This is a genomic window from Sphingomonas sp. GW822-FHT03G08 (genome assembly GCF_058801135.1).
Map to the genome: position 1 here is coordinate 2,995,880 of NZ_JBXAMZ010000001.1, position 13,974 is coordinate 3,009,853.

Genomic DNA, 13,974 nt, shown 5'->3' on the forward strand with positions numbered 1-13,974 from the left:
GGCCGCAAAGCCGACCGCCCAAGGCAAGCAGGCGAAATCCTACATTGCAAGCCCGTTGGAGGTCTCAGTCGTGAACTGTTCCCCGGCGAAAGCCGGGGTGCAGATATCGCGGGAGGGCGACGCGCTATTTGTGCGCGCGGCCGAAGTCCGGGGCGGCATCGTCCTGGCCCTGCTCGATGATCGAGCGGCGGATCGTGCGGGTGCGGCTGAACAACTCGAACAGCTCGTCGCCCTTGCCCCAGCGGATCGCGCGCTGGAGCGCGGTCAGGTCCTCGGAGAAGCGCTGGAGCATGTCGAGCACCGCTTCCTTGTTGGCCAGGAACACGTCGCGCCACATGGTCGGGTCCGAGGCGGCGATGCGAGTGAAGTCGCGAAAGCCGCCGGCCGAATATTTGATCACCTCGGACTGGGTGACTTCCTCCATGTCCGATGCGGTGCCGACGATCGTATAGGCGATCAGGTGGGGCAGGTGGCTGGTGACGGCGAGAACGCGGTCGTGATGATCGGGCGCCATCGTCTCGACCTGGGCCCCCAGGCGGCGCCAGAACTCCAGCACGCGCTCGACGGCGAAGGGCGCGGTGCCCTCGACCGGCGTGATGATGCACCAGCGGCCCTGGAACAGCGAGGCGAAGCCGGCTTCGGGCCCGCTATTCTCGGTGCCCGCCACCGGGTGCGCCGGCACGAACACGGCGCCGGGCAATGCGGCATGCACCGCCTCGACCACGCTTTCCTTGCACGAGCCGACATCGCTGACGATCGCGTCCGCGGGCAGGTCCACCGCGATCTCCGCCGCCGCCGCGCCCATCGCGCCGACCGGGACGCAGAGGATGACGAGGTCCGCGTCGATCACCGAGGTGCCGGCGGTGTCCGCGATATCGTCGCACAGGTCGATGCGCACCGCCGTCTCGCGCACCGCCGGATCGGCATCATAGCCGGTCACGCGCACGCTTGGCATGTGCTGGCGGATGCCGCGCGCGATCGACGAGCCGATCAGGCCCAGCCCGATGATGGTGATGCGCGCGAAGGGCAGCATCAGTCCTCGCCAGCCATCTTGCGGAGCGAGGCCATCACGCCGCGCGTCTCATCCTCGGTGCCGATGGTGATGCGCAGGCCATGCGGCAGGCCCTGGCCGGGCAGCCAGCGGACGATATAGCCGTCTTCCATCAGGCCCTTGTACGCCGCCTCGGCGGTGAGCTGGCCTTCGAACAGCACCAGCACGAAATTCGCCTGGCTCGGCACGGCGCGCAGGCCCTTGTTGCCCAGCTTGGCGATCTCGGCGGAGAACCAGCGGCGCCACTGCGCATTATGCGCCTTGGTGTGATCGACGAAATCGGTATCGCCCAGCGCCGCGACCGCCGCCGCGGTGCCCGCGATGGTGATCGAGAAGGGCAGGCGGATGCGGTGCATCGCCTCGATGATCGGCGCCGAGGCATAGCCCCAGCCGATCCGCTCGGCGGCAAGGCCGTACATCTTGGAGAAGGTGCGCGTCACCAGCACGTTCGGCGCGCTGCGGGCCAGCTCCATGCCGCCATCATCGTCGTCGCCTTCGATATATTCGGCATAGGCATGGTCGAGCACGAGCAGCACGGTGCTCGGCAGGCCGGCGTGCAGGCGCAGGATCTCCGAGCGCGGCGCATAGGTGCCGGTCGGGTTGTTGGGATTGGCGACGAAGACGACCTTGGTCTTGTCGGTCACCGAGGCGAGGATCGCGTCGACATCGGTCGCGTAATCCTTGTCGGGTGCCACCACCGGGATCGCACCGACGCGGCGAGTCGCGATCGGGTACACGGTGAAGCCGTAATGGACGTAGATGATCTCGTCGCCCGGACCGGCGAACGCACCGGCGGCGAGGTGGAGCACTTCGTCCGAGCCGTTGCCGTAGATGATCCGCGCGGGATCGAGGCCATATTTGGCCGCGATCGTCTCGCGCAGCTCGACGGCGCTGGCGTCGGGATAGCGCTCGAGGCTGGTCGCGGCGGTGAGGAAAGCCTCACGCGCCTTTTGCGAAGTGCCGAGCGGATTCTCGTTGGACGAGAGCTTGGTCACCTTGCGGCCGTCATCGGTGGTGGAGCGCCCCGGCACATAGGGGGCGATTTCCATGATCCAGGGCTTGGGAACGGGTGCGGTCATGGTCGCGCGGCTTGGCGGAATGGTTACCGGATGGCAAGGGTCCGGCGCTAGGGCTTCATGGTTAAGCAGGAGCCGAGGAGGGGCAATGCGGGGGAACAGCATCGTCTGGCGCGCACTGGAAGCGGCGCGACGACGAAATCTGGAAGCGGCGGGCGAGGCCATGCCGATCAAGGGCGCGAGCGGCGCGACACGGCGCGCGGTGCTGCAGGCAATGGCCGCTGGCGGCGTCGCCACTGCCCTGCCCCGCCCGGCCATGGCGCGCTCTGCCGGCCGGGTGGCGATCATCGGCGGCGGCATCGCGGGCCTGACCGCGCTGCATCACCTGCGCGAGGCGGGCGTCGATGCGTTCCTCTATGAGGGGCGCAACCGCACCGGCGGGCGGATGTACACGCACAGATCGGGCGACTGGACGTTCGAAGTGGGCGGGCAGCTGGTCAATACCGACCATTATGACATGCACGGGCTGCTCAAGCGCTTCGGCGTGGCGCTGCTCGATCGCAAGAGCGAGCCGCACGACACGCTGATCCTGGCGAATGGTCGCCTGATTACCGACACCGAACTGGCCGAAGCGCTGCGCCCGATCGCGGCGCAGATCGCCAGGGATGCCGACCGACTCGACAAGGACCAGGCACGAGTCGCGCCCGATCTCGATCGGATGTCGATCCACGACTATCTCGACAGGCATGCCGCGCTGATTCGCCAGCCCTGGCTGCGCCAGCTGCTCGAGGCGACCAGCCGCACCGAATATGGCGTGGAACCGAAGCGCGCATCGGCGATCGAGCTGATCTTCAACCTGCCCACTGTCGATGGCGCGCGCGCCGAGGTGCTGGGCGGCGCCGACGAACGCTATGTGATCGAGGGCGGCAGCTCGGCATTGGTCGAGGCGATGAGCGCGCATTATGCCGATCGCATCGCCACCGGAAAGCGCCTGCTCCGCGTCGAATCGGGGCTCAGGCTCCATTTCCTGGACGGCTCGACAGAGGCCGCCGATACGCTGATCGTCGCGGTGCCCGGCCCCCTCACCCGCCAGATCGATTTCCGCGTGCCGCTGCCCGCCGCCTGGCGTGCGTTCATCGGCGAGATGGAGCTGGGGCTAAACGAGAAGGTCCAGTCGGGCACCAACGCGACGCCGTGGCGCCAGCCGATGGGCGTGGGCGGCGAGCTGTGGCAGACCGATGCCGATGCCGGCTGGGCACTCGGCTGGGACGGCAGCGTCCACCGCAAGGATGGCATCTCGCCGGTCTGGACCTGGTTCCTGGGCGGCGACGAAGTGCTGCGCGCCGAGAGCGAGGCGCCTTCCGCGCTGGCCAGGCGCTTCGCCGCCAGCGCCGCGCCGGCGATCCCCGGGCTGATCGAAGCGGCGACCGGCCCCTTCACCCGGACCAACTGGCATGCCCAGGCGCTCACCCTCGGCGCCTATTGCAACTATGCCCCCGGCCAGCTCACCCGCTTCTCGAAGCTGCTCTGCGTCGAGGACGAGGGCGGCAACCAGGTGCCCCATGCCGGGCGGATCTGGTTCGCCGGCGAGCATCTCTCCGATGCGTTCCCCGGCTATATGAACGGCGCGGCGCAGACCGGGCGGATGGCGGCGGGCGCGATCCTGGGCAAGCGGATCGAGGCGAAGGCGGCATAAGCTACGCGATCTGAAACCTTCATCGTCACCCTGAACTTGTTTCAGGGTCCAACCTTCCACGGACCATATCGCGGGTGGAAAGTTGGATGCTGAAACAAGTTCAGCATGACGCCGTATGGGGAACAGTTGCGTCGAACCAACACACCTCCTACCAGCCTCGCATGTCCGACGATCCGCGCTATGGCACTGGCCGCTCGGTGACGCTGCCGGGGCCGTTGCGTCTCGACGGTGGCGTGCTGCTGTCGCCGGTCGACATCGGCTACGAGACCTATGGCACCCTCGCCCCCGATGGCGGCAATGCGATCCTGGTCTGCCATGCGCTGACCGGCGACCAGCATGTCGCCTCCGAGCATCCGCGCACCGGCAAGCCCGGCTGGTGGACGCGCATGGTCGGCCCCGGCAAGCCGATCGATACCGACCGCTATTTCGTGATCTGTTCGAACGTGCTCGGTTCGTGCCTGGGCTCATCGGGCCCGGCGACGATCAACCCGGCCACCGGCAAGCCCTGGGGGATGAGCTTCCCGGTGATCACCATCCGCGACATGGTGCGCGCGCAGGCGATGCTGCTCGACCATCTGGGGGTGGGAAAACTGTTCGCGGTCGTCGGCGGATCGATGGGCGGGATGCAGGCGCTAAGCTGGGCGGCGACCTTCCCCGAGCGCGTTGCCTCGGCCGTGGTCATCGCCAGCGCGGCGCGGCATTCGGCGCAGAACATCGCCTTCCACGAAGTCGGCCGCCAGGCGGTGATGGCCGACCCCAAATGGCGCGGCGGCGACTATTACGAGGACAATGATCCGCCCGTCGCCGGCCTGGCCGTGGCGCGGATGGCGGCGCACATCACCTATCTCTCCGAGGCCGGGCTCACCGCCAAGTTCGGGCGCAAGCTGCAGAGCCGCGAGACCAAGACCTTCGGCTTCGACGCCGATTTCCAGGTGGAAAGCTATCTGCGCCACCAGGGGCTGGCGTTCGTCGACCGGTTCGATGCCAACTCCTATCTCTATATCACCCGCGCGCTCGACTATTTCGACCTGGCCGAGGAGCATGGCGGGCTGCTCGCCGATGCCTTCAGGGGCGCCGACACGCGCTTCTGCGTGGTGAGCTTCGATACCGACTGGCTCTACCCGACCAGCGAATCGCGCTCGGTCGTGCACGCACTGAACGCGGCAGGCGCGCGGGCGAGCTTCGTCGAGCTGAAATCCCCCTTCGGCCATGACGCTTTCCTGCTCGAAAGCCCCGAGCTCGACAGGGTGGTGCGCGGTTTCCTGCAGGCGGGGGTGGCATGAACGACTATCGCATCTCGTTCGACAAGGCCGAGCTCGACCTCGACCTGATCCATGCGTTCCTGAGCGGCTCCTATTGGGCCAAGGGGATTCCGCGGCACATCGTCGAGACGTCGATCAGGAACAGCTTCTGCGCCGCCGTGTTCGCCAAGGACGAGGCGGGGCAGGACGAGCAGGTCGGCTTTGCCCGGCTGATCACCGACTTCGCGACCTTCGCCTATCTGGCCGATGTGTTCGTGCTGCCGGCGCATCGCGGCAAGGGCGCGGCCATGCAGATGCTCGAGGCGGTGCAGGCGCATCCCGAACTGACCGGGCTGCGGCGCTGGCTGCTGTTCACCCGCGACATGCAGCCGCTCTACGCCAGGCTGGGCTGGACGCCGATCCCGCATCCCGAGCGCTGCATGGAGCGGCACGACGTGGACCTCTACACGCGATGAGCCTGCGGCCCGACCTTGCGATCATCGCGGCGAATGTCGCGGCGGGCAGCCGCGTGCTCGATGTCGGCTGCGGCGACGGCGCGCTGATGGCGGCGCTGCGCGACACGCGCCAGGTCGATGCGCGCGGGCTCGAGCTCGATGCGGGCGACGTGGCTGCGGCGGTCGGGCGCGGGCTCTCGGTGGTGCAGGGCGATGCCGATACCGATCTGGCCGACTATCCCGACAACAGCTTCGACTATGCGATATTGAGCCAGACGCTGCAGACCACGCGCCATCCGGATCTGGTGCTGGAGAACCTGCTGCGGATCGGCAAGCACGCCTTCGTCTCCTTCCCCAACTTCGCGCATTGGCGGGTGCGCGCCTCGCTGCTGTTCGGCGGGCGGATGCCGGTGACCCGGCTGCTGCCGATCGAATGGTACGCGACGCCGAACATCCACCATGTCACCGTCGATGACTTCCGGGCGTTCGTCCGCAACCGGGGGATCACGCTCGAGGGCAGCTGGTTCCTGTCGGGTGACCAGCACACCGGGTCGGCGATGGCGAACCTGTTCGCCGAACATGCCGTGTTCCTGCTGAGGAGATAGGGCGATGCGAACGGTGAAGCGGCTGCATCCGGCCTTTCGCGACGATATCGGCGACCTGATCACGCGTCGCCCGGTGCCGGGGCCGGCGATCGGCCATGTCGGCGCGTTCCTGTTCCTCAACCATCATGGGCCGCAAAGCTATCCGCCGAACAATCGCGGCTTGCCCTTCGGCCCGCACCCGCATCGCGGCTTCGAGACGGTGACCTTCATCCTCGAGGGAGAGCTGGCGCATACCGACAGCGCCGGGCATGCGAGCATTATCCGCGCCGGCGGCATCCAGTGGATGACCGCGGGCAGCGGCATCGTCCATGCCGAGGTCTCGCCCGCCGATTTCAGGCGCGATGGCGGGCCGATGGAGATCCTCCAGCTTTGGGTGAACCTGCCCGCCCGGCTGAAGATGACCGCGCCCCGCTATGTCGGGGCACAGGCCGGGGCGATCCCGGCGGCGACCGCGGACGGCGCGACCGTGCACCTGATCTCGGGTGCGTTCGGCGGCGCGAAAGGCGTGGTCGATTCGCTGACCGGCGTGTTCCTGAGCTGGGTCGAGATCGAAGCGGGGGGCAGCGTGACCTTCGATGGGCTCGAGGGGCGCGACGTGTTCCTCTATGGCGCGCGAGGCGTGTTCCACGTGGAAGCCACCGCGGTGCCGCACTTCCACCTCGCCGAGCTGACCCCGGGCGACGGCGTGACGATCACCGCGACCGAGCCGGCGCTGTTCCTGTTCGGCCATGCCGCGCCGATCGACGAGCCGATCGTGGCGCACGGCCCCTTCGTGATGAACAGCGAAGCGGAGATCCGCCAGGCCTTCCACGACTACCAGGCCGGCAAGTTCGGCGTGGCGGAGATCGTGGAAGCCTAGTTCTTCACGCCCCAGTTCACCGTGACATTGGTACGCGCGGTGCCCGATTCGGCCATCACCCGCAGCGTGCGCGCATCGCCCTGGGCCGCGCTGAACGACTTGCCGTCCTCGATGCTGAGCGCCAGGCCCGACGCCATCGCCTGCTGCTTCGACCAGGTGAGGATCGAGGAAGGCGTGGCGAAATCGGTGTAGATCACCGTGCCGCTGCGCTTGCCGGTGACCGCGACATCGCCGCTGGTGCAGCTGATGATTTTCGCTTCCTTGTAGATCGGCACCCAATCGGGCTTGTCCGCGCAGGTACCCGCCGCAACCGCGGCGGGTGTGCCCTTGGACGCGGCATCGATCACATTCTGCGCGGCGGGATCGTCGGTGGTCTTGGGGCCGCCACAGGCAGTCGCCAGAAAAACCAATCCAATTGCAGCGCCGCGCATGGCAATCCTTTCACCGATCAGAACGGGACGTCGTCGTCCAGATCATCAGGGAACCCGCCACCGAAGCTATTGTTGCCGCCACCGCCGGCGGCACCGCCCGAGCGCTGACCGCCGCTGTTGAAGTTGCCGCCGCCCCGGCTGGAGGACTGGCCGGCGAACTCGTCGCCACCGCCGCCCCAATCGTCACCGCCGCCCGAGGAACGACCGCCGCCGAAGCCGCCGCCCGCGCCACCGCCGCCACCCGGCGCGCCGTCGAGCATGGTCAGCACCGAGTTGAAGCCCTGGAGCACGATCTCGGTCGAATAGCGGTCCTGCCCCTGCGCGTCCTGCCACTTGCGGGTGGTCAGCGCGCCTTCGATGTAGACCTTGCTGCCCTTGCGCAGATAGCGCTCGGCGACATTGGCGAGGCCTTCGTTGAAGACCTTGACCGTGTGCCACTCGGTCTTTTCCTTGCGCTCGCCCGAGTTGCGGTCCTTCCAGCTTTCGGACGTGGCGATGCGCAGCTCGACGACCTTGCCGCCGTTCTGGAAGCTGCGGCTCTCGGGATCGCGCCCGAGATTGCCCACCAGGATCACTTTGTTGACGCTGCCCGCCATGGAAACTCCGCTTCGAATTCTGTAGATGCTTGAGGCAAGGATATGGCCGAGATCATCAACCTGAACAAGGCGCGCAAGGCCAAGGCACAGGCCGACAAGGCAGTTCGTGCACAGGAAAATCGCGCGCGCTTCGGACGCAGCAAGGTCGAGAAGCAGGCCGAAGCCGCCGAAAAGGCCCGGATCGCCAGGACGCTGGACGACGCCAAGCGCGATTGAGCGTCTCGATCCCGTTCCCCGGCGAAAGCCGGGGCCCAGGGTCACAAGCGACACGGCGGAGAAATCCTGGGCCCCGGCTTTCGCCGGGGAGCAGGTTAGAGGCAGCCGCTACAACCCCAGCGCCACCGCGCTCCAATAGGTGAGCCCCGCCGCGACATAGGCCAGCGCGAAGAGATAGCCGATCATGAACATCGGCCATTTCCAGCCATTGGTCTCGCGCCGCGTCACCGCGATCGTCGAGATGCACTGGGGCGCGAAGACGAACCACATCAGGAAGGCGAGCGCGGTCGGCAGCGTCCAGCGGGCGCGCAGATTCTCGGTGATCGTCGCCTCGCCCCGCGCATCCTCGGGATTGTCGACCGCATAGACGGTGCCGATGGCCGCCACCGCCGCCTCGCGCGCCGCCATCGCGGGGAGCAGCGCCAGCGAGATGTCGTGGTTGAAGCCGATCGGCTTGACCACGACCTCGATCCCGCTCGCGATGCGGCCGGCGATCGAATATTCGCTCTGCTTCTGCCCGGCGGGCGCCTGGGGGAAGGTGGCGAGCAGCCAGAGGATCGCCACGGTCGCGGCAATGGTGGTGCCGGCGCGCTTGAGGAAGATCATCGCGCGCTGCCACAGGCCGAGCAACACGTCGCCGATGCGCGGCGCCTGGTATTTCGGCATCTCCATCATGAAGCCCGACGTCGCGCCCTTGGTCACCGTGCGGCGAAGCAGCAGCGCCGCGCCGAACGCGCCGGCGATGCCGAGGATATAGAGGCCGAACAGCACCAGCCCCTGCAGGCCTATACCCGGGAGGATCGCACGATCGGGGATCAGCGCGCCGATGATGATCGCATAGACCGGCAGGCGGGCCGAGCAGGTCATCAGCGGCGCGATCAGGATCGTGGTGAGCCGGTCCTTCTCGTCGGCGATGGTCCGCGTCGCCATGATGCCGGGCACGGCGCAGGCGAAGCTGGAAAGCAGCGGGATGAAGGCGCGGCCCGACAGGCCGACGCTGGACATCACCCGGTCCATCAGCATCGCGGCGCGGACCATGTAGCCGGTCGCCTCGAGCACCAGGATGAAGGCGAACAGGATCAGGATCTGCGGCAGGAACACCACGACCGCGCCGACGCCGGCGATCAGGCCCTGGGTGAGGAAATCGCGGACGAAGCCGGCGGGCAGCGCGCCCGAAACCGCGTCCTCGATCCAGGCCATGCCGGCCTCGATCCAGCCCATCGGCGCCTCGGCCCAGGCGAAGACCGACTGGAACATGACGAACATCAGCGCGAGCAGGATGATCGGCCCGGCGACCGGATGGAGCACGATCGCGTCGATCCGGTGCGTCCAGCGGCGCGCGGCGGTCTCGGAGATGGTGACCGCGGTGGCGATCTGGCGGGCGCGGCGCTGGAGCACGACCATCTCGTGCTGGACGCCGTCGCTCGTGCGCAGCTTGTGGTCACCGCGGACCACATCGCCCAGCCGCTCCTTGAGCATGTCGAGCCCACGCTTGCGCACCGCGACGGTGGCGACCACCGGCACGCCGAGCTCGCGCTCGAGCGCCTGGGGATCGAGGATCAGCCCGTCGCGCTCGGCCATGTCGACCATGTTGAGCGCGACCACCACCGGCAGGCCCAGCGCGATCAGCTGGAGCGTGAAGCGCAGGTGGTTGTCGAGATTGGTGGCATCGACGACGACGATGATCGCGTCGGGCAGCCGCTCGCCTTCCTGCTTGCCGACCAGCACGTCGCGGGTGACCTGCTCGTCGGGGCTCGAGGGATCGAGGCTGTAGGTGCCGGGCAGGTCGAGCAGCTCGACCGGGCGGCCATCGGGCAGCGAGAAGCGGCCGGCATGGCGCTCCACGGTGACGCCGGGATAGTTGCCGACCTTCTGGCGAGCGCCGGTAAGGGCATTGAACAGGGCGCTCTTGCCGGCATTGGGATTGCCGACCAGCGCAACCAGCGGGGCCGCGTTCATGACCGGGGGCTGACCTGGATCGCCGAGGCGACGTGACGGCGCAGCGCGACGGTCATCCGGCCGATGCGGCAGGCGATCGGCCCGCCGCCGAGCAGGCCGGACTTGTGGAGCAGCTCGACTTCCACGCCCTCATCGAGCCCCAGCTCGCGCAGGCGCCTGCCCTCGGGCTCGCTCAGCTTGCTCCAGTCGACAGTGGCGACGGCACCGGGCTTGTGGCGGGGCAGGCTGGCAAGCGGAATGGGCACGGGAATCGCAGCGGGGGCATTCATGCTGCGAGTCATTATCAATTGCGCCCGGGATGCGCCAGTGCGGTTTTATACGGCGGGATAGCGCAGCCGTCCGATGAAGCGCGACAGGCTGAAATGATGCTCGGGCGGGGTCAGCCACTTCGCCTTGGTCCGCTCGAACTGCATGATGTTCTCGATGCGGCGGGCAAGGAAGGCGCGGGTATCGGCCTGGCCTTCGCTCTCATCGTCGAGGAACACCGCGATCGTCGAGCCATAGACGGCGCCGAGCGTCATGCGCTTGGTATAATGGTTATAGTCGGTGGCGGTATCGCCCGCGGCACGCCAGATCGCATCGGCGGCGCGCCAGCCGAGCTTCGCGCCGCGCGCGGCGTTCTGCGGCATGGCGAGGATGGCGAGCGCCCGGCGCAGCGCCTCGCGGTGCGGAGCGGCGAGATCGAGCCGGGCCTCGACCAGGGCGGTGATGCGGGCGCGGATCTTCATCGCCGCCAGCTGCTCGGGCGTGAAACGGGCGAGCATCGCGGCATCGATATGGGCGAACCAGGCGTCGATCATCGCGACCGGGCCATCGGTGAAGGCGAGATGCGCGACATCGCGGTCGACGCCGAGCGTATCGGCGGCGGCGTCCAGCGCGCGGTTGTTCCAGCCGTCGAACGCCGCATTGGCCGCCACTTGCGGGGCAAGCGCGGCGCGCAGTTCGTCGAGAGTCGCGTCCTTCAGGTCCATCATTGCGATTTAACCCCCTCAGCTTCCGGCGCAAGCCGCGAGCCGCCGCTGCGCACCAGCACGAGCGCGATCGCGACGAGGACGGCACCGATGAAATCGGCCAGGCCGAGCTTCTCGCCATAGGCACTCCAGCCGACGATCCCGGCGACGATCGGCTGGGAGAGCAGGCCGATGCCGACCACCAGCGGCGGGAGATGGCCGATCGCGTAGATCATCAGCCCCTGCCCCACCACCTGGCTGGCCAGCGCGAGGCCGACCAGGATTCCCCAATGCTGGGGCCAAAAGGTCTCGCCCATCAGATGGGCCGCGAGCGCCAGCGGCAGGATGCCGGCGAGCGTGGAGAGCGCAAGCGCCGGGATCGGCGCCATCGCCTCGCGCGCCTTGCTCATCAGCACGAAATAGACGGTGTAGAGCGTGCCGGCGAGCAGGCAGAGCAGGTCGCCGACAAGATGATCGGGCGATAGCTGGTAGGAGCGCCCGAGCAGCAGCCCGGCGCCGGCGGCGGCGAGCGCGAGTGCGAGGCCCTGGGTCCGCGTCGGCCACATGCGGGCGACGAGGAAGCCATAGATCGGGTACATCAGGGTCGCCGAATTGCCGAACAGCGTGGCGTTGGCGAGCGTGGTCTGCAGGATGCCGACATGCCAGCTCGCCAGATCGGCGGCGAAGGCGATGCCGCCCAGCGCGATCGCCGGCCACAGGCCGCCTGCCGCGGCGAAGGGGCGCTTCTGCCCGGCAAAGGCCAGCGCGATCAGGATCGGCGCGGCGATGGCGAGGCGCCAGAAACCGGCGGATACCGGCCCGACATCGGCCAGACGCACGAACCACGGCCCGAAGGCGAGCGCGATGTTGCCGGCAAGCAAGGCGAGGATCGGCAACGCAGAGCCGGTTTGCGGCGACGAAGCTTTTCTTGAAGGGGCGGGCCGATGCATGCGCCCCCTTAGCCACCTATTTGGCCGTCGTCACAGTCGTTAGGGAATTTGCGACGATGCCGAACCTGTTCGATCCGATCCAGCTGGGCGCGATCCATGCGCCGAACCGCCTGTTCATGGCGCCGCTGACGCGCGGCCGCGCGACGCGCGAGCATGTGCCGACGCCGATCATGGCCGATTACTATGCCCAGCGCGCCAGCGCCGGCCTCATCATCTCCGAAGCCACCGGCATCAGCCAGCAGGGCCTCGGCTGGGCCTATGCCCCGGGCCTGTGGAGCGACGCGCAGACCGATGCGTGGAAGCCGGTGGTCGAGGCGGTGCACGCAGCCGGCGGCCGCATCGTCGCCCAGCTGTGGCACATGGGCCGGCTGGTCCATCCCGATTTCCTCGGCGGCGAAGCCCCGGTCTCGGCCTCGGCGAACACCGCGCCGGGCAGCGTCCGCACCTATCCGGCCGAGGAGAGCGGCGAGATCAAGCGCCCCTATGCCCAGGCCCGGCCGCTGCGCACCGACGAGATCCCCGGATTGCTCGACGACTATGCCCGCGCCGCCCGCAACGCGATCCGCGCCGGCTTCGACGGGGTGCAGGTCCATGCCGCCAATGGCTATCTGATCGACAGCTTCCTGCGCGACAATTCGAACTTCCGCGAAGACCAGTATGGCGGCTCGATCCCCAATCGGGTGCGGCTGCTCAGGGAAGTCACCCAGCGCGTGGTCGACACGATCGGCGGCGATCGCACCGGCGTGCGGCTCTCGCCCAATGGCGAAGTGCAGGGCATCAACGACAGCAACCCGGCGCCACTGTTCGAAGCGGCGGCGGCGACGCTCGACGAGATCGGCATCGCCTTTCTCGAGATGCGCGAGCCGCGCCCGGGCGGCACGCGCGGCCTGCCCGATCATCCGCCGGTCCATCCGGGGATGCGCAAGGTCTTCAAGGGGCCGCTGATCCTCAACGCCGATTATCACCTCGACGACGCCCAGGCCGCGCTCGATGCGGGCGAGGCCGATGCGATCGCCTATGGCCGCACCTTCCTGGCCAATCCGGACCTGCCGCTGCGCCTGCGTGAGCGCCTGCCGCTCAACCCGCAGCGCGAGGAGCTGTTCTATATCGGCGGGAGCGAGGGCTATACCGACTATCCCGCCTGGGAAGCCAGGGCCGCCTAGGGCTGCTTGATGTCGATGCGCATCTCGTAGCTGGACGCGCCGAGCGGCTTGAACCTGCCCGTGAAGCTGTCGACCCAGGGGCCGCTGCCGCCGTCACGGACGAGCAGCTGGCGGCCCTGGTGGCGGACGCTGACCCGATAATCGTCGAACGGCACGCCCGTCGCCACCCAGCCCTCCCCGGTCTGGCGCAGGCGGCGGGTGAGCGGTGCGCCGCCCTTTGAGGGGACCAGCGTCACTTCGACTTCGCCGAGCGGAGTGAAGTCCATCACCGCGGTCTGCACCAGCACGATGCCGCCGACCCCGTAGCTGCTCTCGCCGCTGCCTTCGGTATAGCCGAGCCGGAAGTTGCGCACCGTCGCGGCGGTGCTGGCGAAGTTCGCTTCATTGGTGGGGATCAGCTTTACCTGGATCCGCTGTCCGTTGACGTTGAGCGTGGCATAGCCGGAGACGCTGTATTCGCCCGGCGCCATGTCGGCGACGCGGATGCTGTAGGTGCCGTTGGGACCGGTCCGGGTCCCGCGCTGGTGGCTGGCGCCATATTGCATCGCCCGACCGCCGCCGAAGGACTGGTAGTTCACATAGATCTCGGCGCCGGCGACCGGCCTGCCCTGGCCGTCGACCACCCGGCCGCTCACGCTGCCCCTTTGTGCCTGGGCCTGACTGGGCGAAGGCGCGCAGGCACAGCCGAGCGAGATCAGGGCAAAGGCAATGGCATAGCGGAACATGGATCCCTCCCGAAGGTGTCCCGCGCGGGCTGCCGCGCGGGAGGATCGGGAGCAATCGAAC

The 13,974-nt window shown here is 68.2% G+C and carries 16 protein-coding genes; 7 read left to right on the forward strand and 9 right to left on the reverse strand.

Features of this window, described 5'->3' with window-relative positions; all coding sequences use genetic code 11:
- Nucleotides 1–124 precede the first annotated feature (124 nt).
- Nucleotides 125–1,033: a prephenate/arogenate dehydrogenase family protein gene (locus AC1RJ5_RS13830; protein ID WP_269573387.1), complete on the reverse strand. Its 909-nt coding sequence runs from the start codon at nt 1,031–1,033 to the stop codon at nt 125–127.
- Complete coding sequence (hisC, locus tag AC1RJ5_RS13835) at nt 1,033–2,130, reverse strand: histidinol-phosphate transaminase (RefSeq protein WP_342250283.1); 1,098 nt, start codon at nt 2,128–2,130, stop codon at nt 1,033–1,035. Before hisC ends, AC1RJ5_RS13830 begins: the two co-directional genes overlap by 1 nt.
- Nucleotides 2,131–2,215: 85 nt before the next feature.
- Between hisC and AC1RJ5_RS13840 the strand changes: the two genes are divergently transcribed.
- From AC1RJ5_RS13840 to AC1RJ5_RS13860, 5 genes are all read left to right on the forward strand, one after another.
- Entirely contained in the window at nt 2,216–3,763 is a 1,548-nt protein-coding gene (locus AC1RJ5_RS13840) for a flavin monoamine oxidase family protein (protein WP_493113831.1), read from the forward strand.
- Nucleotides 3,764–3,924: 161 nt separating this feature from the next.
- Nucleotides 3,925–5,046, forward strand: coding sequence for a homoserine O-acetyltransferase MetX (metX, locus tag AC1RJ5_RS13845; protein WP_342251651.1), 1,122 nt, complete (start codon nt 3,925–3,927; stop codon nt 5,044–5,046).
- Nucleotides 5,043–5,480 (forward strand): GNAT family N-acetyltransferase, encoded by a 438-nt coding sequence (locus AC1RJ5_RS13850; RefSeq protein WP_493113834.1) that lies wholly within the window; start codon nt 5,043–5,045, stop codon nt 5,478–5,480. Before metX ends, AC1RJ5_RS13850 begins: the two co-directional genes overlap by 4 nt.
- Nucleotides 5,477–6,064: a methionine biosynthesis protein MetW gene (gene metW / locus AC1RJ5_RS13855; protein ID WP_269573382.1), complete on the forward strand. Its 588-nt coding sequence runs from the start codon at nt 5,477–5,479 to the stop codon at nt 6,062–6,064. Before AC1RJ5_RS13850 ends, metW begins: the two co-directional genes overlap by 4 nt.
- Before the next feature lie 4 nt (nt 6,065–6,068).
- Entirely contained in the window at nt 6,069–6,923 is an 855-nt protein-coding gene (locus AC1RJ5_RS13860; protein ID WP_493113836.1) for a pirin family protein, read from the forward strand.
- Here AC1RJ5_RS13860 and AC1RJ5_RS13865 read toward each other — a convergent pair.
- Nucleotides 6,920–7,333 carry a hypothetical protein gene (locus AC1RJ5_RS13865; RefSeq protein ID WP_342251653.1) on the reverse strand — a complete coding sequence of 138 codons (414 nt, stop codon included), beginning with the start codon at nt 7,331–7,333 and terminating at the stop codon, nt 6,920–6,922. The two genes, AC1RJ5_RS13860 and AC1RJ5_RS13865, sit on opposite strands and share 4 nt — an antisense overlap.
- Before the next feature lie 38 nt (nt 7,334–7,371).
- Nucleotides 7,372–7,950 carry a single-stranded DNA-binding protein gene (gene ssb, locus AC1RJ5_RS13870; RefSeq protein WP_493113838.1) on the reverse strand — a complete coding sequence of 193 codons (579 nt, stop codon included), beginning with the start codon at nt 7,948–7,950 and terminating at the stop codon, nt 7,372–7,374.
- Between the two features lie 42 nt (nt 7,951–7,992).
- Here ssb and AC1RJ5_RS13875 point away from each other — a divergent pair, with 42 nt between their 5' ends.
- Nucleotides 7,993–8,166 (forward strand): DUF4169 family protein, encoded by a 174-nt coding sequence (locus AC1RJ5_RS13875; RefSeq protein WP_493113840.1) that lies wholly within the window; start codon nt 7,993–7,995, stop codon nt 8,164–8,166.
- A gap of 108 nt (nt 8,167–8,274) precedes the next feature.
- Here AC1RJ5_RS13875 and feoB read toward each other — a convergent pair whose 3' ends face one another.
- Genes feoB through AC1RJ5_RS13895 form a run of 4 tightly spaced genes read right to left on the reverse strand, consistent with a single transcriptional unit; the run spans nt 8,275 to nt 12,025 of the window.
- Nucleotides 8,275–10,125 carry a ferrous iron transporter B gene (gene feoB, locus AC1RJ5_RS13880; RefSeq protein ID WP_493113842.1) on the reverse strand — a complete coding sequence of 617 codons (1,851 nt, stop codon included), beginning with the start codon at nt 10,123–10,125 and terminating at the stop codon, nt 8,275–8,277.
- A complete protein-coding gene (locus AC1RJ5_RS13885; RefSeq protein ID WP_493113844.1) occupies nt 10,122–10,406 on the reverse strand; it encodes a FeoA family protein in 285 nt (94 codons plus the stop codon). Before AC1RJ5_RS13885 ends, feoB begins: the two co-directional genes overlap by 4 nt.
- Nucleotides 10,407–10,439: 33 nt before the next feature.
- On the reverse strand, nt 10,440–11,099 hold the full coding sequence (locus tag AC1RJ5_RS13890; protein WP_446745952.1) for a COQ9 family protein: 660 nt from the start codon (nt 11,097–11,099) through the stop codon (nt 10,440–10,442).
- Nucleotides 11,096–12,025, reverse strand: coding sequence for a DMT family transporter (locus tag AC1RJ5_RS13895; RefSeq protein WP_269573376.1), 930 nt, complete (start codon nt 12,023–12,025; stop codon nt 11,096–11,098). The genes AC1RJ5_RS13890 and AC1RJ5_RS13895 overlap by 4 nt, the downstream gene beginning before the upstream one ends.
- A 56-nt stretch (nt 12,026–12,081) precedes the next feature.
- On the opposite strand from AC1RJ5_RS13895, the gene AC1RJ5_RS13900 reads away from it, so the two are divergent.
- Nucleotides 12,082–13,188: an alkene reductase gene (locus tag AC1RJ5_RS13900; RefSeq protein WP_493113847.1), complete on the forward strand. Its 1,107-nt coding sequence runs from the start codon at nt 12,082–12,084 to the stop codon at nt 13,186–13,188.
- Here the strand turns inward: AC1RJ5_RS13900 and AC1RJ5_RS13905 are convergent.
- On the reverse strand, nt 13,185–13,913 hold the full coding sequence (locus AC1RJ5_RS13905) for a carboxypeptidase-like regulatory domain-containing protein (protein ID WP_493113849.1): 729 nt from the start codon (nt 13,911–13,913) through the stop codon (nt 13,185–13,187). The genes AC1RJ5_RS13900 and AC1RJ5_RS13905 overlap by 4 nt on opposite strands.
- Nucleotides 13,914–13,974: the final 61 nt, after the last annotated feature.